Raw genomic sequence first — 24,240 nt, forward strand, 5'->3', positions numbered from 1 at the left:
CGGGTCCGGCTTCTGGGCATAGCAGTTATTAAGAATCGCAAATGCCAGGCGCCCGTCAGAGCACAGAGAGATGATTCTCATTGTTTTACGGGATAAGTCTGGCAGATTGTGTACTTCAAGTGTCATATGACACAAATGGGTGATGGTAAGGAGTTTATAGTGAAAAAGTGGTTGTGTGCCGCAGGCCTCGGTTTAGCAATGGCTGCTTCAGCTGGCGTTCAGGCAGCAGATAAGATCGCTGTAGTTAACGTCTCCAGCATTTTCCAACAGTTGCCGGCTCGTGAAACTGTAGCTAAACAGCTGGAAAACGAGTTCAAAGGCCGTGCGGGTGAGCTTCAGAACATGGAGCGTAGCCTTCAGACCAAAATGCAACGTCTGCAGCGTGATGGCGCTACCATGAAAGCCAGCGATCGCAGCAAGCTTGAAAAAGACGTGATGGCACAGCGCGAGCAGTTCTCTCAGAAAGCCCAGGCTTTTGAGCAGGACAACCGTCGTCGCCAGATGGAAGAGCGTAACAAAATCCTGAGCCGTATTCAGGACGCTGTGAAATCTGTTGCCAGCAAAGAAGGCTATGACGTAGTGATCGATGCTAACGCCGTTGCCTACGCAGGTTCTTCTAAAGACATTACTGCTGACGTGCTGAAACAGGTTAAATAACAACATGCCTTCTATTCGACTGGCTGATTTAGCGCAGCAGTTGGATGCACAATTGCACGGTGATGGCGATCTCGTCATCACCGGCATTGCTTCTATGCATTCGGCACAGGCTGGCCAAATCACGTTTTTGTCAAACAGCCGCTATCAAGAGCAGCTGGCTTCCTGCCAGGCAAGCGCAGTGGTGCTTACCGAGGCGGATTTACCACACTGCCGTTCTGCGGCGCTGGTGGTTAAAAACCCTTACCTGACTTACGCGCGCATGGCGCAACTGATGGATACCACGCCGTCCCCTGCCCAGGATATCGCTCCAAGCGCGGTTATCTCACCTGAAGCCTCTCTGGGTCAGCATGTTGCCATTGGTGCCAATGCGGTGATCGAGTCGGGCGCAGTGCTTGGCGATAACGTGGTTATCGGCCCTGGCTGCTTTATCGGCAAACGTGCGCGCATTGGCGCGGGTACACGTCTATGGGCGAACGTCACGATTTATCATGAAGTCGAGATCGGTCAACGCTGCCTGATCCAATCAGGTACTGTTATTGGTGCTGATGGTTTCGGCTATGCCAACGAACGCGGCGAGTGGATTAAAATCCCTCAACTGGGCACGGTAATTATCGGCGATCGCGTCGAGATTGGCGCTTGCACCACCATTGACCGCGGCGCGCTGGATAACACCCTGATCGGGAATGGTGTTATCATCGACAACCAATGCCAGATTGCACATAACGTGGTGATTGGCGACAATACTGCCGTTGCTGGCGGTGTTATCATGGCGGGCAGCCTGAAAATCGGCCGCTATTGCCAGATCGGCGGAGCCAGCGTGATCAACGGTCACATGGAGATCGCCGACAAGGTTGTTGTCACCGGAATGGGAATGGTTATGCGACCAATCACCGAACCTGGGGTATACTCTTCGGGCATTCCGTTACAACCCAACAAAGTTTGGCGTAAAACCGCTGCGTTGGTGATGAATATCGATGAGATTAGCAAGCGCTTAAAAGCTGTCGAACGAAAAGTCGGAAAAGACTAATCACTACCGCCCGCCTCGCTGGGTACAAAACGAAACGCGTTGGTCATGAGACCAAAAGCGCAAAGAGTTGTTAATTTGCGGCCTGCATGACTTCCTCCTTATTGGGGGCAGCGCAGGCCGTGTTGTTGATGCCATCAGTTTTTAGAGACAGGAAGAGTATTTTGACTACTGACACTCATACTCTGGATATTGCAGAAATTTTAGAGTTGCTTCCTCACCGTTACCCGTTCTTGCTGGTCGATCGCGTCCTCGAGTTTGAGGAGCACAAATTCCTGCGTGCGGTGAAGAACGTATCTGTAAATGAGCCGTTTTTCCAGGGGCACTTCCCTGGTAAGCCGATTTTCCCAGGCGTATTGATTCTGGAAGCCATGGCGCAGGCCACCGGTATTCTGGCGTTTAAAAGCGTCGGCAAACTGGAGCCGGGCGAGTTGTATTACTTTGCCGGTATTGATGAAGCTCGCTTCAAACGCCCGGTAGTGCCTGGTGATCAAATGATCATGGAAGTCACCTTTGAGAAAACTCGTCGTGGTTTGACGCGCTTTAAAGGCGTGGCTACCGTCGACGGCAAAATTGTCTGCGAAGCAACCATGATGTGTGCGCGCAGCCGGGAGTCTTAATCCGTGATCGACAAAACCGCCTTTATCCATCCTAGCGCGATTATTGAAGAAGGCGCCGTTATCGGCGCTGGTGTGCACATCGGTCCCTTCTGCTACGTCGGCTCCCAGGTGGAAATCGGCGAAGGCACGGTACTGAAGTCCCATATTGTGGTGAATGGCTTGACCAAAATCGGCCGCGATAACCAGATCTATCAGTTCGCTTCTATTGGCGAAGTGAATCAGGATCTGAAATACGCGGGCGAACCGACGCGTGTCGAGATTGGCGATCGCAATCGTATCCGCGAAAGCGTCACCATTCATCGTGGTACAGCGCAGGGCACTGGTTTGACCAAAGTAGGTAATGACAACCTGCTGATGGTTAACGTGCATGTCGCGCACGACTGTGTAGTGGGTAACTCCTGTATCCTGGCAAACAACGCCACGCTGGCCGGTCATGTGGAAATTGACGATCATGCCATTATCGGTGGTATGACGGCTATTCATCAGTTCTGCATTATCGGGACTCACGTGATGGTTGGCGGTTGTTCCGGCGTTGCCCAGGACGTGCCTCCTTTTGTCATTGCGCAGGGTAACCACGCCACGCCATTTGGTGTTAACGCCGTTGGCCTGAAGCGTCGTGGTTTTGATAAAGATGAAATGCAGGCTATCCGTAACGCCTACAAAATTCTTTATCGCAGTGAGAAAACGCTGGATGAAGCGAAAACAGAAATCGAAACCCTGGCGAAAGAGCAGCCTGTGGTGCAGCAGTTCCTTGATTTCTTTGTTCGTTCTACCCGCGGAATTATTCGCTGACCTATGCAAAATCGCCCATTGACCATCGGATTGGTCGCCGGAGAGACTTCCGGTGACATTCTTGGCGCCGGTTTAATTCGCGCGCTCAAGGCGCAGATCCCAGACGCGCGTTTTGTTGGCGTCGCCGGCCCGCTGATGCAGGCTGAAGGCTGCGAAACCTGGTACGAAATGGAAGAACTGGCGGTAATGGGCGTGGTCGAGGTGCTTGAGCGCCTGCCACGCCTGTTAAAGATCCGTAAGGACCTTACCCGCCGGTTCAGCGAACTCGCGCCTGACGTGTTTGTGGGTATCGACGCGCCGGACTTCAATATCACCCTGGAAGGTCGCCTGAAACAGCGCGGCATCCGCACTATTCACTATGTCAGCCCGTCCGTTTGGGCCTGGCGTCAAAAGCGTGTTTTCAAAATAGGCAAAGCCACCGATCTGGTGTTGGCGTTTCTCCCTTTCGAAAAAGCGTTTTACGATCGTTTCAACGTTCCCTGTCGGTTTATCGGCCACACCATGGCCGACGCCATGCCGCTGCAACCGGACAAACTGGCTGCGCGCGCTAAACTGGGCATTGCCCCTGATGCGCGTTGTCTGGCCCTGTTGCCGGGCAGCCGCGGTGCTGAAGTCGAGATGCTTAGCGCTGACTTCCTGAAGACGGCCCAGTTGCTGCGCACCCGTTATCCGGAGCTGGAACTGGTGGTGCCGTTGGTTAACGCCAAGCGACGTGAGCAGTTCGAGCGCATCAAGGCGGAAGTGGCACCTGAGTTAAGGGTCCATTTGCTCAATGGCCAGGGCCGTGAGGCGATGATCGCCAGCGACGCAGCTTTACTGGCCTCTGGGACTGCGGCACTGGAGTGCATGCTGGCTAAATGCCCGATGGTGGTGGGTTACCGCATGAAGCCGTTTACCTTCTGGATAGCGCAGCGATTGGTGAAGACCCCCTATGTCTCGCTGCCCAACCTGTTGGCCGGTCGTGAGATCGTCACCGAACTGTTGCAGCACGACTGCGTACCGGACAAGCTGGCGGCATCGGTCATGCCGTTGCTGGAAGGCAGCCCGCAAACCAACGAACTGAAACAGACTTTCCTAACCTTGCACCAAAGCATCCGTTGTGGTGCCGATGAACAGGCCGCTCAGGCTGTGTTGGAGCAGGCATTAGCATGATTGAACCCTTCATTTATCCTGTTGCCACGCTGATTGCCGGCGTGGACGAAGTCGGCCGTGGCCCTTTGGTCGGGGCGGTAGTGACCGCCGCAGTGATCCTCGATCCTGCGCGACCGATAGTTGGGCTGGCGGACTCGAAAAAACTCAGTGAAAAGCGTCGCCTGGCGCTGTATGACGAAATCGTCGAGAAGGCACTCTCCTGGAGTCTGGGACGTGCTGAGCCGGACGAGATTGACCAACTGAACATTCTGCATGCAACCATGCTGGCGATGCAGCGAGCGGTTGCCGGATTGCATATCGCGCCGGACATGGTATTGATTGACGGTAACCGTTGTCCGAAACTACCGATGCGTTCGCAGGCGGTGGTGAAGGGCGATAGCCGCGTGGCAGAAATCAGCGCCGCGTCCATTCTGGCGAAGGTCACGCGTGACCGCGAAATGACCGAGTTGGATCGGGAATTCCCGGACTACGGCTTTGCGCAGCATAAAGGCTACCCAACCGCTTTCCATCTGGAGCGGCTGGCCGCGTTGGGTGCGACTGAACATCATCGCCGCAGCTTTGCCCCGGTCAGAAGGGTGCTGGCGCTGTAATCTGCCGGCCTTATCCAGGCCAGGCACGCGATAGAGTTAACCCGGGTTCAGTTCGCTGAGCCCCTAGATTCAGGTATCTGGATATGGCCGAACCTCGTTTTATTCACCTGCGCGTTCATAGCGACTACTCCATGATAGATGGATTGGCCAAGATTGGGCCGTTGGTGAAGAGAGCCGCCGCGTTAGCCATGCCTGCTTTGGCAATTACCGACTTTACCAACCTGTGTGGTCTGGTGAAGTTTTATGGCAGCGCGCACGGCGCCGGGATCAAACCGATCATCGGCGCGGATTTTCATGTGCAAAGCGAAGTGCTGGGCGATGAGCTGGCGCAGCTCACCGTGCTGGCCGCCAATAATGAAGGTTACCAAAACCTGACGTTGCTGATTTCCCGCGCTTATCAGCGTGGTTACGGTGCCGCCGGTCCGACTATTGATCGGGACTGGTTGATTGAGCACCGTGAAGGGCTGATCTTGCTCTCTGGCGCGCGCCAGGGCGACGTCGGCAAGTTTCTGCTGCGCGGCAACCAGCCGCAGGTGGAGCAGTGCCTGGAGTTCTATCAGCAATACTTCCCTGACAGCTATTACCTCGAACTGATCCGTACCGGTCGGCCGGACGAAGAAAACTATCTGCACGCCGCAGTGGCGCTGGCCACTGAACGCGGATTGCCGGTGGTGGCCACTAACGACGTGCGCTTTCTGGTCGAGGATGACTTTGACGCCCACGAAATCCGCGTCGCCATTCATGACGGCTTCACGCTGGACGATCCCAAGCGCCCACGTAACTATACGGCGCAGCAATACATGCGTAACGAAGACGAGATGTGCGAGCTGTTTGCCGACATCCCGGAAGCGTTGCTCAACAGCGTAGAGATCGCCAAACGTTGTAACGTGACTATTCGCCTCGGCGAGTACTTCCTGCCGCAGTTCCCGACCGGTGATATGAGCACCGAGGACTTCCTGATCCTCAAGTCGAAGGAAGGGCTGGAAGATCGCCTGGAGTTCCTGTTCCCAGACCCAAAGGTGCGCGCTCAACGCCGCCCTGAATACGATGAACGTCTGGATATTGAACTGAACGTGATCAACCAGATGGGCTTCCCGGGCTACTTCCTGATCGTGATGGAGTTCATCCAGTGGTCGAAGGATAACAACGTGCCGGTTGGTCCGGGGCGTGGTTCCGGTGCCGGTTCTTTAGTAGCCTATGCACTGAAAATCACCGATCTTGACCCGTTGGAATTTGACCTGCTGTTCGAACGCTTCCTTAACCCGGAACGTGTTTCGATGCCCGACTTCGACGTCGATTTCTGCATGGAAAAACGCGATCTGGTGATTGAGCACGTGGCGGATATGTACGGCCGTGAGGCGGTATCGCAAATCATCACCTTCGGTACCATGGCGGCGAAAGCGGTTATCCGCGACGTGGGCCGCGTGCTGGGCCACCCCTATGGCTTCGTCGACCGCATCTCTAAACTGGTGCCGCCCGATCCGGGCATGACGCTGGAAAAAGCCTTTGCCGCCGAACCCCAACTGCCGGAAATTTACGAGGCGGATGAGGAAGTCAAAGCGCTGATCGACATGGCGCGCAAGCTGGAAGGGGTCACACGTAACGCCGGTAAGCACGCCGGGGGCGTGGTGATCGCGCCGACCAAAATCACCGACTTCGCGCCGTTGTATTGTGACGCTGAGGGGCAGCATCCTGTTACCCAGTTCGACAAGAACGACGTGGAGTACGCCGGGCTGGTGAAGTTCGACTTCCTCGGCTTGCGTACCCTGACCATCATCGACTGGGCGTTGGAGATGATTAACGCCCGGCGCGCCAAAACCGGGCTGGAGCCGATTGATATCGCCGCCATCCCGCTCGAAGACAAAAAAAGCTTCGACATGCTGCAGCGTTCGGAGACCACCGCGGTCTTCCAGCTTGAATCGCGCGGCATGAAGGATTTGATCAAACGTCTGAAGCCCGACTGTTTCGAAGACATGATCGCACTGGTGGCGCTGTTCCGCCCTGGTCCTCTGCAGTCAGGCATGGTAGACAACTTTATCGACCGTAAGCACGGCCGCGAAGAAATTTCCTACCCGGATATCCAGTGGCAACATGAGTCGCTCAAGCCGGTGCTGGAGCCGACCTACGGCATTATCCTGTATCAAGAACAGGTTATGCAGATTGCCCAGGTACTGGCCGGGTATTCGCTGGGCGGCGCGGATATGCTGCGCCGTGCGATGGGTAAAAAGAACCCGGTTGAAATGGCCAAGCAGCGTGGCGGTTTCGAGGATGGGGCAAAAGCACGCGGCATCGACGGCGAACTGTCTGTAAAAATCTTCGATCTGGTGGAGAAATTCGCCGGTTATGGCTTCAACAAGTCGCACTCCGCCGCCTATGCGTTGGTGTCCTACCAGACGCTGTGGCTGAAGGCACACTACCCGGCCGAGTTTATGGCGGCGGTGATGACCGCCGATATGGACAATACCGATAAGGTGGTGGGGCTGGTGGATGAGTGCTGGCGCATGGGGCTGAAAATCCTGCCGCCGGATATCAACAGCGGCCAGTACCATTTCCACGTTAACGATGAAGGCGAAATCGTTTACGGTATCGGCGCCATCAAAGGCGTCGGGGAAGGGCCGATTGAAGCCATTCTGGAGGCGCGTAACAGCGGTGAACAGGGCTACTTTAAGGACCTGTTCGATTTGTGCGCGCGCTCCGACATCAAAAAAATTAACCGCCGCATTCTGGAAAAGCTGATCATGTCCGGGGCGTTCGACCGCCTTGGGCCACACCGTGCCGCATTGATGAACTCTTTGCCCGATGCGTTAAAAGCGGCAGATCAGCATGCCAAAGCCGAAGCGATCGGCCAGGTGGACATGTTTGGCGTACTGGCGGAAGCGCCGGAGCAAGTGGAGCAATCCTACGCCAACGTGCCCCGCTGGCAGGAGCAGGTGGTGCTGGACGGTGAACGGGAAACGTTGGGGTTGTACCTCACCGGCCACCCAATCACCCAGTACCTTAAGGAGATCGAACGCTACGCCGGTGGCCAGCGTTTGAAAGATATGCACCCGACGGATCGGGGCAAAATGACCACCGCCGTTGGGCTGGTGATCGCCTCGCGGGTTATGGTCACCAAGCGCGGTAACCGCATCGGGATCTGTACTCTGGATGACCGCTCTGGCCGTCTGGAGGTGATGTTATTCACCGATGCGTTAGAAAAATACCAGCATTTATTGGAAAAAGACCGTATCCTGATCGCCAGTGGACAGGTCAGCTTTGATGACTTTAGCGGTGGGCTTAAAATGACCGCCCGCGAGCTAATGGATATCAGTGAAGCCCGTGAAAAATACGCTCGCGGACTTGCTATCTCGCTGACGGACAGGCAAATTGATGACCAGCTTTTGAACCGTCTCCGTCAGTCTTTGGAACCCCATCGCTCGGGGACGATTCCAGTGCATCTTTACTATCAACGGGAAGATGCGCGGGCCAAGCTGCGTTTTGGCGCAACCTGGCGCGTGACGCCCACCGACCGCTTATTGATAGATTTGCGGACTTTGGTAGGTAATGAGCAGGTGGAACTGGAATTTGACTAAAATAGGAATGCTATGAGTCTGAATTTTCTTGATTTTGAACAGCCGATTGCAGAGCTGGAAGCGAAAATTGACTCGCTGACTGCAGTCAGCCGTCAAGACGAAAAATTAGATATTAATCTGGACGAAGAGGTTCAGCGCCTTCGTGAAAAGAGCGTTGAGCTGACGCGCAAGATTTTTTCCGATCTTGGGGCTTGGCAAGTTGCTCAATTGGCACGCCACCCACGCCGTCCTTATACCCTGGATTATATCAAACACATCTTCACCGACTTCGAAGAACTGGCTGGCGATCGCGCCTATGCCGATGACAAAGCGATTGTCGGTGGTATTGCGCGTCTGGATGGCCGCCCGGTGATGATCATCGGTCACCAGAAAGGCCGCGAAACCAAAGAGAAAATCCGCCGTAACTTCGGCATGCCGGCACCGGAAGGCTATCGCAAAGCGTTGCGCCTGATGGAAATGGCTTCTCGTTTCAAGATGCCGTTGATCACTTTCATCGACACTCCAGGGGCATACCCGGGTGTGGGCGCGGAAGAACGCGGCCAGTCAGAAGCGATTGCCCATAACCTGCGTGAAATGTCTCGCCTGAACATCCCGGTGATCTGCACCGTGATTGGCGAAGGCGGCTCTGGCGGTGCATTGGCCATCGGCGTGGGCGACAAAGTGAATATGCTGCAGTACAGCACCTATTCGGTTATTTCGCCGGAAGGCTGTGCATCCATTCTGTGGAAGAGCGCTGATAAGGCACCTCTGGCTGCAGAAGCGATGGGCATTACCGCTCCCCGTCTGAAAGAGCTTAAACTGATCGATTCGGTGATCCCGGAGCCTTTGGGTTCTGCTCACCGCGACGTGCCGGCAATGGCTGCGACGCTGAAAGCACAGTTGCTGGCTGACCTGAAAGAGCTCGATGGCCTGAACAACGAAGAGTTGCTCAACCGCCGTTACCAGCGCCTGATGAACTACGGCTACTGCTGAGTTTTGTTATGCGTTGCAAGAAACCGCCTTCGGGCGGTTTTTTTTGGCTGCTGAAAAGGGGCCTATGGGGTACACAGCACGGTTTTTTCATGTTGTTATATACCTGTCATCTTTCAAGTTGCAGCGTTGTTATCTGCACTCACTCACCCCAGTTACTTACCTGAGTAAGTGCCTGGGGATGAGCGAGTTGGCCGCCTAGCTGCAACTTGAAAGCTATAGGGTATAGACGATGGGTGGTTAACTGACAGGAGCAGCCGTTGAATATCATCGCGATCATGAGCCCAGCGGGCGTTTATTACAAAGACGAGCCGATCCGTGAGCTTCACACCGCACTGACTGCAATGGATTTCCAACTGGTGTATCCGAAAAACAGCGGTGATTTGTTAAAACTGGTCGAGTCCAACGCGCGTATTTGTGGGGTGATTTTTGACTGGGACGACTACAGCCTGGAGCTGTGCAGCGACATCAATGAGCTGAATGAATATCTGCCGTTGTATGCTTTCATCAATACCCACTCCACCTTCGACGTCAGCCTGCATGAAATGCGCATGGCGCTGTATTTCTTTGAGTACGCTCTGAATGCGGCGGATGATATTGCACAGCGTATTCAGCAGTACACCGCCGAATACATAGATACCATTACGCCCCCGTTGACCAAGGCGCTGTTCAACTATGTGCGCGAAGGGAAATACACTTTCTGTACTCCAGGCCACATGGCTGGCACCGCCTTTCAGAAAAGCCCGGTCGGCTGCCTGTTTTACGACTTTTTCGGTGCCAACACGTTAAAAGCAGATGTCTCAATCTCTGTGACGGAACTGGGATCGCTGCTGGATCACACCGGCCCACATCTGGAAGCCGAAGAGTATATTGCCCGTACTTTTAACGCCGAGCAGAGTTATCTGGTGACCAACGGCACCTCCACCGCCAACAAGATTGTCGGCATGTATTCGGCGCCGACCGGTAGCACGGTATTGATTGACCGCAACTGCCATAAATCCTTATGCCATTTGCTGATGATGAGCGATATCGTGCCTATCTATCTGCGTCCGCTGCGCAATGCCTATGGCATTCTCGGTGGCATCCCGCAGCATGAATTTACTCGCGAGAGTATTGCCGCCCGGGTCGCGGCAACGGCTAATGCCAGTTGGCCGGTACATGCGGTGATCACCAATTCCACGTATGACGGTTTGTTGTACAACACCGACTACATCAAACAGACGCTGGACGTACCCTCAATTCACTTTGACTCGGCCTGGGTGCCCTATACCAACTTCCATCCCATCTACGACGGCAAGAGCGGTATGAGCGGCGAGCGCATACCCGGCAAGGTTATCTACGAAACCCAGTCTACGCACAAGCTGCTGGCGGCATTTTCGCAGGCCTCAATGATTCACATTAAGGGTGACTACGACGAAAGCACCTTTAACGAAGCCTATATGATGCATACCACCACCTCGCCGAATTACGGCATCGTAGCGTCGATGGAGACTGCCGCAGCGATGCTGCGTGGCAATCCGGGGCGACGATTGATAAATCGCTCGGTGGAGCGCGCACTGCATTTCCGCCGTGAGGTGCAGCGGCTGCGGGAGGAGAGCGACAGCTGGTTCTTCGACATCTGGCAGCCGGAGGAGATCGACGAGGCACAGTGTTGGCCGCTGAACCCAGATGATAATTGGCACGGTTTTGGCGATACCGATCGCGATCACATGTACCTCGATCCGATCAAGGTCACTATCCTGACGCCGGGCATGAATGAGCTGGGCATGCTGGAAGAGAGCGGGATACCGGCGGCGCTGGTGGCGAAGTATCTGGACGAGCGCGGTATCGTAGTGGAAAAAACAGGGCCTTATAACCTGTTATTCCTATTCAGCATCGGCATCGATAAAACCAAGGCGATGAGCCTGCTGCGCGGTTTGACCGATTTCAAACGCGCTTACGATCTCAACCTGCGGGTGAAGAACATGCTGCCGGATCTGTTCGCGGAAGATCCGGACTTCTATCGCAATATGCGGATTCAGGATCTGGCTGCCGGGATCCACAGTTTAATCTGTCGGCACGATCTGCCGGGCCTGATGCAGCGGGCGTTTGACGTGCTGCCTGAAATGAAACTGACGCCGCACCAGATGTTCCAGCAACAGGTGCGCGGTAACGTAGAAACCTGCGAGTTGGATCAATTGGTCGGCAAGGTGGCGGCCAACATGATCCTGCCTTATCCGCCAGGGGTACCGTTGGTGATGCCGGGCGAAATGATTACCGAAGAGAGCCGTGCAGTGCTGGATTTCCTGCTGATGCTGTGCTCGATCGGCGAGCGTTATCCGGGCTTTGAAACCGATATCCACGGCGCGAAACTGAGCGAGGACGGGCGTTATCTGGTGAAGGTGCTGAAAATACCGCTGGCTTAAGCAAATTCCCGGCAAATCAGGTTCACGCTGCTTGCCGGCAAGGGTTCCTGCGTCAGGCCACAAAATGGTTGGCCATCCTGCCGTTGGTGGTAGCGGCAGCGATGGCATTCGCCGAATAACGCCACGTTATCATCCTGCTTTTGTAACTGGCGTAACAACTGCGTCAGCAACTCCACTAACTGCCCGCCATCCTGCTGCATGGCATCCTGCGCATCCTGTAAATAGGCCGGTGGGAACAGGGCATCCATCAATACGCGTGATTTGTCGGTCAGCTTTAGCCTGACGCTGCGTCGGTCCTTCTCGTCCGCAGTGCGGGCTATCATCCCGTTACTTTCCAGCTTTTTCAGCGATTGCGATACCGTGCCTTTGGTCAGGCCAAGATATTCCGCCACCGCCATTGGCGTGTTGGAGTAATGGTTGCAGCGCGCCAGGTAGTACAACGCACTCAATTGCACCGGGGGCAGGCTTTTCAGCTCTTCATGGCTACGCATCCAGCTGCGTTGCAGGCTATTTAGCCGCTCCAGTAAATCAAACAGTCTCAATATGTCATCCTCGCTAGCGTGGGAAAATAGTATCGATTGAAAACTATATTAACAAGTCGGGATGGAGGATTTATTGTGCATTTGGTTTTGAATCAAAACTAAATGTGCGAGTTAATTTCGCCCACATAGTCAGAATCAAGGAGAATTATCATGACCAAGGCCGTTTTCTACCATGCAGGTTATTCCGTTTGCGTCAGCGCAGAGCAGCAGTTGTTGAGCCAGGATGTGCAGGTGGATGTGGTGCATCTGGGTGAAAAACCGGCGCGTCTCGCCGAAGCAGAAAAAAACGGGGTACAGAGCGTACCGGTGCTGGTGGTGGATGGGCAGGTGCTGCACATCAACTACGGTGCTGCACTGGCCGATCTTAAAGCCTGATCTGCCTGTTGCGTTGCTGATTTCTGAATGACGGCCCCGTCTTGTAAGCGGGGCTTTTTGTCGTTGACGTCGCCACTGCCGCTGGATACCGTGCTTTATCACACCGATAATGAGACACACTATGTTGGCACTCCGTCAGATACACCACATTGCCGTCATTGGTTCGGACTATGCGGCCAGTAAGCATTTTTATTGCGATATCTTGGGTTTCACCTTACTCGGCGAGTTTTACCGCGAGGAGCGTGACTCCTGGAAGGCCGATCTGGCACTCAATGGTCAATACAGCATCGAACTGTTTTCCTTCCCGTCCCCCCCGGCTCGTGTCAGTCGGCCGGAAGCCTGTGGTCTGCGCCATCTGGCATTCAGCGTCGAGGACATCGAGCAGGCCATCGAGCATTTGCAGGCTGCTGGCGTAGTTTGCGAGCCGGTACGCATCGATCCTTATACCCAGTCACGCTTCACTTTTTTCAGCGATCCCGATGGCTTGCCTCTAGAATTATATGAGGTATAAATACTTAATCGGGGCATATCGACGCAGGTCGGGCGCTCATATGGTATTGTCCCGCGCTTGCCGAACTGTTTATCGACCCGGTTGCCATGGCACAGATTACCCGACTGAATATCCCAGGCGCTACCGGGGTGCTGACCGGCATCTATATGTTGACCACCGGTTCGAGAGCCAATTATCTGGCCGGTATTATCGCCGGTCAAACCGCCGAAGATCCGGCTACGGGGGCGACGGCGCAGGCCTATGTCCACCTGTTTGCTCAAATTGGCTGGTGGGCGATGGGGTGCACGGCGGCAGTGGTGGCGGTGTTGGCCATGTGGTGGTTGCTGGGCGGCCGTCATATCCGTGCGGTTAATGCTTGATTGATGGTATGACGGGGGTTAACGTGCAGCTATCTGGACGTCATTAAGCCTAATCAATGAATAACAATCAATTATCCGCACAGCTTTCTCGCCACTTGGGTGCTCGCCGGCACTTGCTGGTGGCATTCAGCGGCGGGCTGGATTCCAGCGTACTGTTGCACCTGCTGGTGGGGTTACGGCAGCAATTGCCGGACTTGCAGCTTCGCGCGGTGCACGTGCACCACGGCCTGAGTGCTTTTGCCGACCAGTGGGTAACACACTGTCGGCAACAATGCGTTGCCTGGCAGCTCCCCCTAGTGGTTCAGCACGTGCAGGTTGATAGCCAGCAGGGCGGTATCGAAGCCGCAGCCCGGGCGGCGCGCTACTCGGCTTTTGCCAGCACGCTGGCGGCAGGTGAAACATTGCTTACTGCGCAACACCTTGACGACCAATGTGAAACCTTCCTGCTGGCACTAAAGCGTGGCAGCGGCCCGGCGGGTCTGTCGGCCATGGCTGCACAGACGTCGCTGGGGGATAATCATTTGCTGCGTCCATTGCTGGGCTACTCCCGCCAGCAGTTGGAGGCCTATGCGCAGCAACATCAGCTCAGCTGGATTGAAGACGACAGTAATCAGGACCCACGTTTCGACCGCAACTTTTTGCGCCTGCAGGTGTTGCCGCTACTGAATCAGCGCTGGCCGCACTTTGCTGCGGCGACGGCACGTAGTGCCAGCCTGTGTGCCGAGCAAGAGCAATTGCTGGATGAGTTGCTGGCAGAACAACTGCACAAGCTGCTCGACGAAGACTGTGCTCTGGCGATTGATGGCTTGCTGACGTGTTCACCGGCCCGACGTTTCGCCTTGTTACGTCGTTGGATCGCGCTATTTGGCGTCACCATGCCTTCTCGCGAACAGTTGCAGCGGTTATGGAAAGAAGTGGCGCTTAGCCGCGAGGACGCCGAACCCCAACTGCAATTGGGACAATATCAGTTCCGCCGCTTCCGTCGCCGTTTGTATCTGCTGCCGTTGATGGCCGATCTGCGTGAAATCAGTCTAAGCTGGTCATTGGATGCTTCGCTGATACTGCCGGATGGCTTGGGTGAACTGGTTAGTGGGGAAGGCGACATCTGTCTGTGTGCTCCGCAATTACAGCAAAAAGTGAGCATCCGTTTTACCGCTCAGGGTAAACATCGCATCCTTGGCCGCGCGCATTCTCGCCCGATCAAAAAATTGTGGCAGGAGTTGGGTATTCCTCCGTGGCAGCGTGAGCGTACCCCGTTGATCTATTATGATGACCAGCTTATTGCGGCGCTGGGGATTTTTGTCAGCGAGGCCGGACAAACGTCCGAGGGGCAGCAGCCCTGGCGGCTGCACTGGCGTAAAAAATAATAAGAGACTGAGGAACCATGATGAAATTTGTGAGCGCAATGGCGGTGATGTTGGGTCTGTTCAGCCTGCCTGTGGTGGCGGCGGGCGATGCGGCTGCGGGTAAGGATAAGTCCGCCAGTTGTATGGCGTGCCATGGGGCTGAAGGGAAGGTGTCGATGCCGATGTACCCTAATCTGGCTGGGCAAAACGCCATGTATCTTGAGCATGCGTTGCAGGCTTATAAGAAAGGCGAGCGTAACGGGGGGCAGGCGGAAGTGATGAAAGCCTATGTTTCCCCGCTGTCTGATGCGGATATTGCAGATCTGGCGGCCTACTATTCCAGTCTCAAACCATAAATGACGAGGGCAGCCGTTGGGCTGCCCTGTTGGGATGGCGTTACCGTTAAATCAATCAGACAGGCTGACGACCACGGTACCGATTTCCGGATGACTGAAACTGAGGATGTGATCCAGACGCAAGCTGAGAGCGTCGCCGGCCCGATCGATAATCAGGTACTCAACGCCCTTGGTAAACTTCAGCTCGGTGGCTTTGCCTTCGAATTTTTCTCCGTCGCGTAACTCCAGCTTCAGAATGTAGTTATGCTGACAGGCGAGTTCCAGGCTTTCATAGTCATCGCAATTGATGGATTGGTACTCATCATTCATCAACATAGTCGCTCACCAATAAGTTAGCGGCGGCAAAGGCCGCCTGTTCCCTAACGGAGGACGGTAGCGTGCTATTCGCAGCAACTTCGTCCAATGCCTTTAATACACATGCTAACGCATCAGGCACGTAGCCGAGATCACCACTGCCGATCTCGGCGTAAAAACGGCGTACTAACTCACAGTATTGTTGCACAGTTTCCTCCCTAAAGAACCTCTGCGTCATCGAAGCCTTATAGCGATGAGGCGCAGGCACTCGGAGCTTGACTCTATCCTAGACGACTATAGCACAGCTATTGTCGAGTTATTAGCACCTCCGCGCGGCTTTCGCACCGGGCTTTGTCCGGCCGTACTGGCCGCGGTTGGGCCAAATCAAGTACACTGTCGCCTGATAATAATGAGGTCACCCATGGCGCTGAAAGCTACTATTTATAAAGCCACGGTCAATATCGCTGATATGGATCGTCACTTCTACCACGACGCCACGCTTACCCTGGCTCAGCATCCTTCCGAAACCGAACAGCGCATGATGCTGCGTCTGCTGGCTTGGATCTGTCATGCCGATGAGCGACTGGTGTTTACCAAAGGCCTGAGCGCCGATGATGAGCCGGAAATCTGGCGGCGAAACGATCATAACGGGCTGGAAATGTGGATTGAAATGGGCCTGCCGGATGAAAAACGTATCAAGAAGGCCTGCAACCAGTCACCGCGAGTGGTGCTGTATGCTTACGGCGAACGCGCCGGTCACGTTTGGTGGCAATCGATGCAAAGCAAAGTGGCAAACCACAAAAACCTAAGCATCCGTTTCCTGGCTGATGAACAATTAGCCAAACTGACGGCGTTGGTCAGCCGCAATATGACGCTGCAGGCTACGCTGCAAGAGGGAACTATCTGGCTTTCCGATGCTCAGAATAGTCTAGAAATCCAGTTTGCCGAGTGGCAACAGGCTCAGGTGTGACCGGTGCTTGAACTGTCAAGAAATGTAACTATACCGGATAACGAAGTGGAATTGACGGCGATCCGCGCGCAGGGCGCGGGTGGCCAGCACGTGAACAAAACCTCAACGGCTATCCATTTGCGCTTTGACATCCGGGCATCCAGTCTGCCAGAGGATTATAAGGAAAGGCTGCTGGCCCTGAATAATCATTTAATTACCGCCGATGGCGTGGTGATTATCAAAGCGCAGGAATATCGCAGCCAGGAATTAAACCGCGAGGCGGCGTTGGCCAGACTGGTTACTTTGATCCAGCAGGCGATGGTGGTAGAAAAAACTCGCAGGGCGACCAAGCCCACCAAAGGGGCAAAATTACGTCGTCTGGAAGGCAAGGTACGGAAAGGCGCGACTAAAGCGCTGCGCGGCAAGATCCGCACTTAAGGACACATGAACACAGTAGGAGAATAACTGTGAAGAAAATAACACTGGCCCTGTTTTTAGCGGCAGGGGCACTTTCGTTACTGGGATGTAATAACCACTTCCAGCCAAAAGAACAATCGCTTCAGGCGATGCAACAAAGTTATCAGGGGGTGCTGCCTTGCGCTGACTGCGGCGGTCTGGAGACCGCATTATTCCTGGATAAAGACGGTACTTTCGTGCTGCAGGAAACCTATCGCGGCACCAAAGACGATGATCAAACCTTTGCCGACTACGGCAAATGGGCGCGTACCGCCGATAAGCTGGTGCTGACCGACACCCGTGGTGACAAGCGTTATTTCCGCCCGGTGGGGAAAAGTTTGGAAATGCTGGATCAAACCGGCATGCCGATTGAGTCGAAACTGAATTACCGCCTTGATCCGGTAGAGAAAGCCTTGCCTAAAACGCCGATGTCGCTGAAAGGCAGCTACACCTACATGGCGGATGCAGCGGTGTTCAAAGATTGCACCACCGGTAAAACGTTCCCGGTCGATAATAATATCGTGCTGGAGCAGGGGTATGCCAAGGCGAAAAAAACGCCGGGCGAGCCGGTGTTCCTGACTCTGAATGGCCACTTTAGCGTTCAGCCGTCAATGGAAGAGGGGTTAACCGAGAAGGCGCTGGTGCCGGACGGTAAAATAGCCTTCGACCGCAGTAAAAATTGCGACAGCAAATAACCGTTATAAAAAAACCCGCCTAGGCGGGTTTTTACTTTCTGCGATAGCGGATTAGCGCTTGATCTGCCCCAGCAGGAAATCAATGACTTCGCCGGTTTTAATCATTTTCTTCTCGCCGACACGACGGTTTTTGTACTCAATCTCTTCGCTGTCGAGGTTACGGTCGCCGATCACGATAGAGTGCGGTACGCCAATCAGTTCCATATCCGCGAACATCACGCCCGGACGTTCTTTACGGTCGTCGAGGATCACGTCGATACCGTGGGAACGCAGAATGTTGTACAACTCCTCCGCCAGCGCCTGCACGCGGAAGGATTTGTGCATGTTCATTGGCAGAATAGCCACCTGGAATGGCGCGATAGCGTCCGGCCAGATGATGCCGCGCTCGTCATGGTTCTGCTCGATAGCGGCAGCGACCACGCGGGTAACCCCGATACCGTAACAACCCATGGTCAGCACCTGGTTACGGCCGTCTTCGCCCTGTACGGTGGCTTTCATCGCTTCCGAGTATTTGGTGCCGAGCTGGAAGATATGGCCCACTTCAATACCGCGTTTGATCAGCAACGTGCCTTTACCATCCGGGCTGGCATCACCTTCAACGACGTTACGGATATCGGCAACCTGTGGCAGCGGCAGATCGCGCTCCCAGTTGATGCCGAAGTAGTGTTTGCCATCGATGTTGGCGCCGGCGCCAAAATCGCTCATCGCCGCTACGCTGCGATCGGCAACCACGGGGACCTGCAAATTGACCGGGCCGAGTGAACCAGGGCCCGCACCCACGATAGCGCGGATCTCTTCTTCGGTAGCAAAGACCAGAGGAGCTGCAACCTGCGGCAGCTTTTCGGCTTTGATTTCGTTCAGTTCGTGATCGCCACGCACCAACAGGGCAACCAGCTTGTGGCCGCTCTCTTCTTTAGCTCGCACCAGCAGCGTCTTGACGGTTTTCGTCACCGGCAGCTGGAATTGCTCTACCAGTTCAGCAATGGTCTTGGCGTTCGGGGTGTCTACAATGCGCAGTTCTTCACTGGCTGCCGCACGTGGCTCAGCCGGTGCAACCGCTTCTGCCAGTTCGATATTGGCGGCAAAGTCGGAGCCGGTGGAAAACACGATATCGTCTTCACCGCTGTCGGCCAGCACCTGGAACTCATGTGATGCACTACCACCGATCGAGCCAGTATCGGCATGTACCGGACGGAAGTCCAGGCCCATACGGCTGAAGATTTTGCTGTAGGCTTCGTACATTGCTTCGTAGGTTGCCTGCAGCGACTCCTGCGAAGTATGGAACGAGTAAGCATCCTTCATCAGGAATTCACGAGAGCGCATAACGCCGAAACGTGGGCGGACTTCATCACGGAACTTGGTCTGAATCTGGAAGAAGTTCAGCGGCAGCTGCTTGTAAGAGCTGATCTCGTTGCGGATCAGGTCGGTGATCACTTCTTCGTGGGTTGGACCCAGCACGAATGGACGATCGCCGCGATCGACAAAGCGCAGCAGCTCAGGACCATACTGTTCCCAACGGCCGCTTTCCTGCCACAGATCGGCAGGCTGTACTACCGGCATGCAGACTTCGATCGCGTTAGCATTGTTCATTTCTTCGCGAACGATGTTTTCAACCTTTTTCAGAACGCGCAGGCCGGTTGGCAACCAGGTATAAAGGCCGGAGGCCAGCTTGCGAATCATCCCGGCGCGCAGCATCAGCTGGTGGCTGATCACTTCGGCATCGGCAGGTGTCTCCTTCAGAGTGGAGAGCAGATATTGGCTAGTACGCATGGTGTTTTGGTTCCGTTAGAACTGCAAATTGCATCGGGCTGCCACAGTGGCGGCCAAAAGTGACAAAAGTGCTTTAGTTTATCAGTGCGAGCGGGTTGTCAAAAGAGAGACGGTGGAATTTTAACGCAGGTCGAGAGACAGCACCTCGGTTTGTTGACTCACCACTCGCCAGCGCACGTTGAAATCCAGTAGCCAGACGGCATAATCCCGTTCTGCTGATTGCCCCTTGCGGTAGGCTGGACGCGGATCCTGAGCCAGCACCTGGCTGATAAAGCGCCGCAGGTGCGGATAACGCCGCTGGTGTTGCAGCAGCTGTTGTTCCGCCTCTGGAGCAAAGCATACCGGCATATCCCCGGCAGGCGCGGCCTGAGCAAACCCGGCGCGGGCCTGCGGCTGGCTTTCGGCAAACGGCAGATAGGGTTTGATATCTACTACCGGCGTGCCGTCAATCAGATCGAGACTACCCAATTCGAGCACCAGTTCACCGCCCTGCACCCGTACGCCTTTTAATTCGATCAGTGACATACCGAGCGGATTGGGGCGGAAGGTTGAGCGGGTGGCAAATACCCCCATCCGGGCATTACCGCCGAGGCGGGGTGGCCGGACAGTGGGGCGCCAACCCCCTTCCATGGTTTGATGGAAAATAAACATCACCCACAGATGGCTGAATTCACCGAGTCCGCGTACCGCTTCCGCCTGATTATAGGGCGGCAGCAGCACCAACTCACCGCCACCGTCTTCGACTAACCCTGGTTGGCGGGGGACGGCGAACTTTTCTTTATACGGTGAACGGATGGTACCGATCTGGTTGAAAACAAACTCGGTCATTTGGACGAAACGTTAAGCGCTGAACCCTGGCAAATGGCCTGTTGGTAACAGCCGGCAACACCGCTGACAATCTGGCAGTCATGCAACAGCACGGCATTAGCCTTCATATAAGAGGCGCGGATTTGCATGCGCTTACGGGCGGTCGCCAGATTCGGTGGTGAGTCCTGAACGGTTGTCTGGCAGGATTCGCCAGAGACTTCCCCCAGATCGCGGAATGGTTTGCCCACTAATTCTTCTGCACTTTTGTACAGTTTAACCGGTGCCGGACGCGTTGCTGGTGTGGTTTTGGTCGGAGTGGTTACTGCCGGTTTGCTGGTGCTGTTTGTGGTAGGGGGCGCGAAACGCTGCGACGAACACCCTGCCAGCGCAAGCGCTAACAAACAGAGAGGTAAAGCACGCATTGAGATTCCTCTGCCTTGATGGAATATATAAGTGGCGCTATTGAAGCAATCTATGGTGGAAATAACAAGACGGGCCGTAGCCCGTCTTACAATTATAGGAATAAATTCGGTAATTAATGATTACCAGCCTTTAACTGCGCCACCGTTAAAGATCTTGTTGGCCGCTTCGTTGACTTCGTCAGACTGATAAGCCTGAACGAACTTCTTCACGTTTTCCGCGTCTTTGTTATCTTCGCGGGCAACCAGCAGGTTAACGTAAGGTGAGTCTTTATCTTCAACAAATAGGCCGTCTTTTGCCGGCGTCAGGCCAATCTGGCTGGCGTAAGTGGTGTTGATCACCGCCAGAGCGATTTGTTGGTCGTCCAGGGAACGTGGCAGCTGTGGTGCTTCCAGTTCAACCAGCTTCAGGTTTTTCGGGTTTTCAGTCACGTCCAATACGGTCGGCAGCAGACCAACACCGTCTTTCAGTTTGATCAGGTTAACCTTCTGCAGCAGCAGCAGAGAACGGCCCAAGTTGGTTGGGTCGTTAGGCAGGGCCACCTGAGAACCGTCTTTCAGTTCGTCCAGCGATTTGATTTTCTTGGAGTAACCGGCAATCGGGTACACGAAGGAGTTGCCAACCGACACCAGCTTGTAGCCGCGATCCTTGATCTGCTGATCCAGGTAAGGTTTGTGCTGGAAGGCGTTCAGATCGATATCCCCTTTGCTCAGCGCTTCGTTTGGCAGCACATAGTCATTGAAGGTTACCAGTTCGACGTCCAGACCGTATTTCTCTTTTGCCACTTTTTGCGCGATTTCAGCGACCTGCTGTTCGGCACCGACAATGACGCCGACTTTGATATGGTTCGGATCTTTTTCTTCCTGACCGCAGCCTGCCAGAGCCAGAGTACCGATCAGTGCGCCGATTGCCGCGATAGATTTAAATTTTAACGACATATCCCTTCCTCATTAGACTCGCATTTGAAATACGCTGTGTGAGCGCAGTTGCTGTAAAAACTACTTATGGGTGACGGCCTTGACGATCCGGTCACCGAAGAACTGGATCAAATAGACCAGCACCACCAGTAATACTAATACGGTATTCATTACTGTGGCGTTATAACCGATATAACCGTACTGATAGCCAATCTGCCCCAGACCGCCTGCGCCGACTGCGCCACCCATGGCGGAATAACCCACCAAAGTGATCAGGGTGATAGTGGCGGCGTTAACCAAGCCCGGCAGAGCTTCCGGCAGCAGCACCTTCTTGATGATTTGCATCGGGGTAGCCCCCATCGCGCGGGCGGCTTCCACCAGACCGGAAGGGAGCTCCAGCAGGGCGTTTTCCACCATACGGGCAATAAAGGGTGCCGCGCCCACGGTCAGCGGCACGATAGCTGCCTGCAGACCGATCGAGGTGCCGACGATCAAACGAGTAAATGGAATCATCCACACCAGCAGGATAATGAACGGAATGGAACGGAAAATGTTCACCAGCCCGGACAGCGTTCTATATAGCGTGTTGTTGGCGGCGATTTGCCCCGGGCGGGTGACATACAGCAGCACGCCAACCGGCAGACCAAGCACGAAACCGAAAAAGCCGGAGACAAAGGTCATCATGACGGTTTCCCACACGCCACGAGCCATTAACCACATCATTGCCTCAGACATAACCCAGAACCTCTACTTTTACCTGATTTTCCTGCAGGAACTTAATCGTTGCCAGCGCGTCTTCATCACTGCCATGCAGCTCAGCCAGCATCACGCCGAATTTAACGCCACCGGCATAATCCATCTGCGCACTGATAATGTTGTTGTTAACGTTGAAGCGACGGGCGGCTTCTGACAGCAGCGGCGCATCAACAGATTGGCCGGTGAACTCCAGACGCAAAAGGGGCTGGCGGCCGCCACTGCGTTCTGGTGCCAGGCGCTTGGCATAATCGTCCGGGATATCCAAATGCAGTGTGGCTTGAATAAACTGCTGGGCCAGCGGAGTTTTCGGGTGCGAGAACACTTCGCTGACGCTGTCTTTCTCAATCAACTGACCCTGGCTGATAACTGCAACCTGATCGCAGATGCGTTTCACTACATCCATTTCATGGGTGATCAGCAGGATGGTCAGACCGAGACGACGGTTAATGTCTTTCAGCAGTTCGAGGATTGAACGGGTGGTGGCCGGGTCCAGCGCGCTGGTGGCTTCATCACACAGCAGGACTTTGGGTTGGCTTGCCAGCGCACGGGCAATCGCCACGCGTTGTTTTTGGCCGCCCGACAGGTTGGCCGGGTAGGCGTCATGTTTGTCTGACAGCCCGACCAGTTCCAGTAATTCGGTTACGCGTTTTTTGATTTCAGCGCGTGGAGTGTTGTCCAGCTCCAGCGGCAATGAAACGTTGCCAAACACCGTGCGGGAAGACAATAGGTTAAAGTGCTGAAATATCATACCGATCTGACGGCGAGCGCGCGTCAGTTCGCCTTCGGACAGCGAGGTCAGATCCTGTCCGTCAACCAGTACTTGGCCGGAGGTGGGGCGCTCAAGCATGTTGGCGCAGCGGATTAACGTACTTTTACCGGCGCCTGATGCCCCGATAACGCCATAAATTTGCCCGGCAGGGACGTGAAGAGTCACGTCAGAGAGCGCGGTAATGGTGCGCGAACCCTGCTGGAACACTTTGGTGATGTTAGAAAGTTTAATCATATTCTTCTTATTTTAGCGTGGTTGCCCGTGGCTAGATAAAAGTAAACCCTGGCGTGGACCAAGGCATGAGTCAGATGTTAAGGCGTCTAGACGTCCAAGTCAACGATCAACGCTGTTCTCTGCCGTTCTCAGTGCCGGGTAAAACATGCGATACTGTCTGCGTTTTCAGGCCCTCAGGAGCAAACCGGTGACACAAAGCGTTCCAGCAATTTTCCTCGATCGTGATGGCACGATTAATGTCGATCATGGCTACGTTCATGAAATCGATAATTTCCACTTTATAGATGGCGTGATTGACGCCTGTCGCGAACTCAAAAAGATGGGCTTTGCTCTGGTATTGGTGACCAACCAGTCCGGCATCGCGCGCGGCATGTTCAGCGAAGACCAATTTATGTACCTGACCGAGTGGATGGACTGGTCGCTGGCCGATCGCGATGTTGACCTGGACGGCATCTATTTCTGCCCACATCATCCTGATGCAGTAGTAGAAGAGTTCCGTCAGGTGTGCGACTGCCGTAAACCTCAGCCGGGCATGTTGTTGCAGGCGCAACAGGAATTGAACATTGATATGGCTGCTTCTTATATGGTTGGCGACAAACCGGAAGATATGCAGGCAGCAATAGCGGCAGGCGTCGGGACTAAAGTGCTGGTGCGTACCGGCAAACCGGTCACTGAGCAAGGTGAGAAACTGGCGGATTGGGTGATAAACAGCCTGGCAGACCTGCCGGAAGCCATCAAAAAGCGGGTTTAGTAGGCGTTATGCATGAATAGTGAGCGGTCAGATAAAAAGTGAATATAAACCCTTGTCATTCTGAAGCAGCTCCCTATAATGCGCCTCCATCGACACGGAACATGTGAACAACTTCACAGAGTCTCCGGGGGTCGAAGAGAAAAAATCCTGAA

The 24,240-nt window shown here is 54.6% G+C and carries 26 protein-coding genes and 1 pseudogene; 18 read left to right on the forward strand and 9 right to left on the reverse strand.

The annotated features are described in order from the left end of the window. Positions 1–159 precede the first annotated feature (159 nt). The 9 genes from skp to ACUTSU_RS15300 all read left to right on the forward strand — a co-directional run bounded on the left by skp (position 160) and on the right by ACUTSU_RS15300 (position 11,781). Complete coding sequence (gene skp, locus ACUTSU_RS15260) at positions 160–657, forward strand: molecular chaperone Skp (RefSeq protein ID WP_020828357.1); 498 nt, start codon at positions 160–162, stop codon at positions 655–657. Between the two features lie 4 nt (positions 658–661). Beyond that, on the forward strand, positions 662–1,684 hold the full coding sequence (gene lpxD, locus ACUTSU_RS15265; protein WP_445651897.1) for a UDP-3-O-(3-hydroxymyristoyl)glucosamine N-acyltransferase: 1,023 nt from the start codon (positions 662–664) through the stop codon (positions 1,682–1,684). Between the two features lie 161 nt (positions 1,685–1,845). Next, entirely contained in the window at positions 1,846–2,301 is a 456-nt protein-coding gene (gene fabZ / locus ACUTSU_RS15270; protein WP_006327526.1) for a 3-hydroxyacyl-ACP dehydratase FabZ, read from the forward strand. Between the two features lie 3 nt (positions 2,302–2,304). Then, positions 2,305–3,093: an acyl-ACP--UDP-N-acetylglucosamine O-acyltransferase gene (gene lpxA / locus ACUTSU_RS15275; protein WP_445651896.1), complete on the forward strand. Its 789-nt coding sequence runs from the start codon at positions 2,305–2,307 to the stop codon at positions 3,091–3,093. 3 nt (positions 3,094–3,096) lie between these two features. Then, the gene (gene lpxB, locus ACUTSU_RS15280) at positions 3,097–4,245 is read left to right on the forward strand and encodes a lipid-A-disaccharide synthase (RefSeq protein ID WP_445651895.1); all 1,149 of its coding nucleotides are present in this window, start codon (positions 3,097–3,099) and stop codon (positions 4,243–4,245) included. Next, a complete protein-coding gene (gene rnhB / locus ACUTSU_RS15285) occupies positions 4,242–4,835 on the forward strand; it encodes a ribonuclease HII (RefSeq protein WP_012146481.1) in 594 nt (197 codons plus the stop codon). Before lpxB ends, rnhB begins: the two co-directional genes overlap by 4 nt. Before the next feature lie 83 nt (positions 4,836–4,918). Beyond that, positions 4,919–8,407 (forward strand): DNA polymerase III subunit alpha, encoded by a 3,489-nt coding sequence (gene dnaE, locus ACUTSU_RS15290; protein ID WP_445651894.1) that lies wholly within the window; start codon positions 4,919–4,921, stop codon positions 8,405–8,407. Positions 8,408–8,419: 12 nt separating this feature from the next. Next, positions 8,420–9,379, forward strand: coding sequence for an acetyl-CoA carboxylase carboxyl transferase subunit alpha (gene accA / locus ACUTSU_RS15295; RefSeq protein WP_445651893.1), 960 nt, complete (start codon positions 8,420–8,422; stop codon positions 9,377–9,379). Between the two features lie 257 nt (positions 9,380–9,636). Next, the gene (locus ACUTSU_RS15300) at positions 9,637–11,781 is read left to right on the forward strand and encodes a lysine decarboxylase LdcC (protein ID WP_445654357.1); all 2,145 of its coding nucleotides are present in this window, start codon (positions 9,637–9,639) and stop codon (positions 11,779–11,781) included. Here the strand turns inward: ACUTSU_RS15300 and ACUTSU_RS15305 are convergent. Then, the gene (locus ACUTSU_RS15305) at positions 11,778–12,323 is read right to left on the reverse strand and encodes a MarR family winged helix-turn-helix transcriptional regulator (protein ID WP_445651891.1); all 546 of its coding nucleotides are present in this window, start codon (positions 12,321–12,323) and stop codon (positions 11,778–11,780) included. The genes ACUTSU_RS15300 and ACUTSU_RS15305 overlap by 4 nt on opposite strands. Positions 12,324–12,473: 150 nt before the next feature. Between ACUTSU_RS15305 and ACUTSU_RS15310 the strand changes: the two genes are divergently transcribed. From ACUTSU_RS15310 to ACUTSU_RS15330, 5 genes and pseudogenes are all read left to right on the forward strand, one after another. Continuing rightward, a complete protein-coding gene (locus ACUTSU_RS15310) occupies positions 12,474–12,698 on the forward strand; it encodes a glutaredoxin family protein (RefSeq protein WP_445651890.1) in 225 nt (74 codons plus the stop codon). 121 nt (positions 12,699–12,819) lie between these two features. Further along, entirely contained in the window at positions 12,820–13,209 is a 390-nt protein-coding gene (locus tag ACUTSU_RS15315) for a VOC family protein (protein ID WP_153859282.1), read from the forward strand. An 11-nt stretch (positions 13,210–13,220) separates the two neighbouring features. Further along, a pseudogene (locus ACUTSU_RS15320) lies at positions 13,221–13,568 on the forward strand (MFS transporter); the annotation flags it as partial. Positions 13,569–13,624: 56 nt separating this feature from the next. Next, on the forward strand, positions 13,625–14,935 hold the full coding sequence (tilS, locus tag ACUTSU_RS15325) for a tRNA lysidine(34) synthetase TilS (protein ID WP_445651889.1): 1,311 nt from the start codon (positions 13,625–13,627) through the stop codon (positions 14,933–14,935). Between the two features lie 17 nt (positions 14,936–14,952). Beyond that, the gene (locus tag ACUTSU_RS15330; RefSeq protein WP_445651888.1) at positions 14,953–15,270 is read left to right on the forward strand and encodes a c-type cytochrome; all 318 of its coding nucleotides are present in this window, start codon (positions 14,953–14,955) and stop codon (positions 15,268–15,270) included. A gap of 51 nt (positions 15,271–15,321) precedes the next feature. Here the strand turns inward: ACUTSU_RS15330 and rof are convergent, their stop codons facing one another. Next, on the reverse strand, positions 15,322–15,579 hold the full coding sequence (gene rof, locus ACUTSU_RS15335; RefSeq protein ID WP_368040125.1) for a Rho-binding antiterminator: 258 nt from the start codon (positions 15,577–15,579) through the stop codon (positions 15,322–15,324). Further along, complete coding sequence (locus ACUTSU_RS15340) at positions 15,572–15,772, reverse strand: YaeP family protein (protein WP_012146467.1); 201 nt, start codon at positions 15,770–15,772, stop codon at positions 15,572–15,574. The genes rof and ACUTSU_RS15340 overlap by 8 nt, the downstream gene beginning before the upstream one ends. A 213-nt stretch (positions 15,773–15,985) precedes the next feature. Here ACUTSU_RS15340 and ACUTSU_RS15345 point away from each other — a divergent pair, with 213 nt between their 5' ends. From ACUTSU_RS15345 to nlpE, 3 genes are read left to right on the forward strand one after another with little or no spacing between them, the layout of a single operon-like run. Beyond that, on the forward strand, positions 15,986–16,534 hold the full coding sequence (locus ACUTSU_RS15345; protein WP_445654358.1) for a YaeQ family protein: 549 nt from the start codon (positions 15,986–15,988) through the stop codon (positions 16,532–16,534). A 3-nt stretch (positions 16,535–16,537) separates the two neighbouring features. Further along, a complete protein-coding gene (gene arfB / locus ACUTSU_RS15350) occupies positions 16,538–16,951 on the forward strand; it encodes an alternative ribosome rescue aminoacyl-tRNA hydrolase ArfB (protein ID WP_445651886.1) in 414 nt (137 codons plus the stop codon). A gap of 29 nt (positions 16,952–16,980) precedes the next feature. Further along, positions 16,981–17,664, forward strand: coding sequence for an envelope stress response activation lipoprotein NlpE (gene nlpE / locus ACUTSU_RS15355; RefSeq protein WP_445651885.1), 684 nt, complete (start codon positions 16,981–16,983; stop codon positions 17,662–17,664). Positions 17,665–17,715: 51 nt separating this feature from the next. Here the strand turns inward: nlpE and proS are convergent, their stop codons facing one another. From proS to metN, 6 genes are all read right to left on the reverse strand, one after another. Then, complete coding sequence (proS, locus tag ACUTSU_RS15360) at positions 17,716–19,434, reverse strand: proline--tRNA ligase (protein ID WP_445651884.1); 1,719 nt, start codon at positions 19,432–19,434, stop codon at positions 17,716–17,718. Between the two features lie 120 nt (positions 19,435–19,554). Then, positions 19,555–20,262 (reverse strand): tRNA (N6-threonylcarbamoyladenosine(37)-N6)-methyltransferase TrmO, encoded by a 708-nt coding sequence (gene tsaA / locus ACUTSU_RS15365; protein WP_445654359.1) that lies wholly within the window; start codon positions 20,260–20,262, stop codon positions 19,555–19,557. Beyond that, on the reverse strand, positions 20,259–20,663 hold the full coding sequence (gene rcsF / locus ACUTSU_RS15370) for an Rcs stress response system protein RcsF (protein ID WP_445651883.1): 405 nt from the start codon (positions 20,661–20,663) through the stop codon (positions 20,259–20,261). Before rcsF ends, tsaA begins: the two co-directional genes overlap by 4 nt. Before the next feature lie 120 nt (positions 20,664–20,783). Further along, positions 20,784–21,599 (reverse strand): MetQ/NlpA family lipoprotein, encoded by an 816-nt coding sequence (locus ACUTSU_RS15375; protein ID WP_004952177.1) that lies wholly within the window; start codon positions 21,597–21,599, stop codon positions 20,784–20,786. A gap of 60 nt (positions 21,600–21,659) precedes the next feature. Further along, positions 21,660–22,313: a methionine ABC transporter permease MetI gene (locus ACUTSU_RS15380; protein ID WP_445651882.1), complete on the reverse strand. Its 654-nt coding sequence runs from the start codon at positions 22,311–22,313 to the stop codon at positions 21,660–21,662. Then, complete coding sequence (gene metN / locus ACUTSU_RS15385; protein ID WP_012146459.1) at positions 22,306–23,337, reverse strand: methionine ABC transporter ATP-binding protein MetN; 1,032 nt, start codon at positions 23,335–23,337, stop codon at positions 22,306–22,308. The genes ACUTSU_RS15380 and metN overlap by 8 nt, the downstream gene beginning before the upstream one ends. Positions 23,338–23,524: 187 nt before the next feature. On the opposite strand from metN, the gene gmhB reads away from it, so the two are divergent. Beyond that, complete coding sequence (gene gmhB, locus ACUTSU_RS15390) at positions 23,525–24,088, forward strand: D-glycero-beta-D-manno-heptose 1,7-bisphosphate 7-phosphatase (protein WP_017893778.1); 564 nt, start codon at positions 23,525–23,527, stop codon at positions 24,086–24,088. Positions 24,089–24,240 lie beyond the last annotated feature (152 nt).

It is taken from the genome of Serratia sp. NA_13 (genome assembly GCF_052691735.1).

Coding starts and splice junctions, on each gene's coding strand:
- lpxD (WP_445651897.1), top strand. CDS start 662: ATGCCTTCTATTCGACTGGCTGATTTAGCGCAGCAGTTGGATGCACAA.
- lpxB (WP_445651895.1), top strand. CDS start 3,097: ATGCAAAATCGCCCATTGACCATCGGATTGGTCGCCGGAGAGACTTCC.
- rnhB (WP_012146481.1), top strand. CDS start 4,242: ATGATTGAACCCTTCATTTATCCTGTTGCCACGCTGATTGCCGGCGTG.
- dnaE (WP_445651894.1), top strand. CDS start 4,919: ATGGCCGAACCTCGTTTTATTCACCTGCGCGTTCATAGCGACTACTCC.
- accA (WP_445651893.1), top strand. CDS start 8,420: ATGAGTCTGAATTTTCTTGATTTTGAACAGCCGATTGCAGAGCTGGAA.
- ACUTSU_RS15310 (WP_445651890.1), top strand. CDS start 12,474: ATGACCAAGGCCGTTTTCTACCATGCAGGTTATTCCGTTTGCGTCAGC.
- ACUTSU_RS15315 (WP_153859282.1), top strand. CDS start 12,820: ATGTTGGCACTCCGTCAGATACACCACATTGCCGTCATTGGTTCGGAC.
- tilS (WP_445651889.1), top strand. CDS start 13,625: ATGAATAACAATCAATTATCCGCACAGCTTTCTCGCCACTTGGGTGCT.
- ACUTSU_RS15330 (WP_445651888.1), top strand. CDS start 14,953: ATGATGAAATTTGTGAGCGCAATGGCGGTGATGTTGGGTCTGTTCAGC.
- rof (WP_368040125.1), bottom strand. CDS start 15,579: ATGAATGATGAGTACCAATCCATCAATTGCGATGACTATGAAAGCCTG.
- ACUTSU_RS15345 (WP_445654358.1), top strand. CDS start 15,986: ATGGCGCTGAAAGCTACTATTTATAAAGCCACGGTCAATATCGCTGAT.
- proS (WP_445651884.1), bottom strand. CDS start 19,434: ATGCGTACTAGCCAATATCTGCTCTCCACTCTGAAGGAGACACCTGCC.
- tsaA (WP_445654359.1), bottom strand. CDS start 20,262: ATGACCGAGTTTGTTTTCAACCAGATCGGTACCATCCGTTCACCGTAT.
- rcsF (WP_445651883.1), bottom strand. CDS start 20,663: ATGCGTGCTTTACCTCTCTGTTTGTTAGCGCTTGCGCTGGCAGGGTGT.
- ACUTSU_RS15375 (WP_004952177.1), bottom strand. CDS start 21,599: ATGTCGTTAAAATTTAAATCTATCGCGGCAATCGGCGCACTGATCGGT.
- ACUTSU_RS15380 (WP_445651882.1), bottom strand. CDS start 22,313: ATGTCTGAGGCAATGATGTGGTTAATGGCTCGTGGCGTGTGGGAAACC.
- metN (WP_012146459.1), bottom strand. CDS start 23,337: ATGATTAAACTTTCTAACATCACCAAAGTGTTCCAGCAGGGTTCGCGC.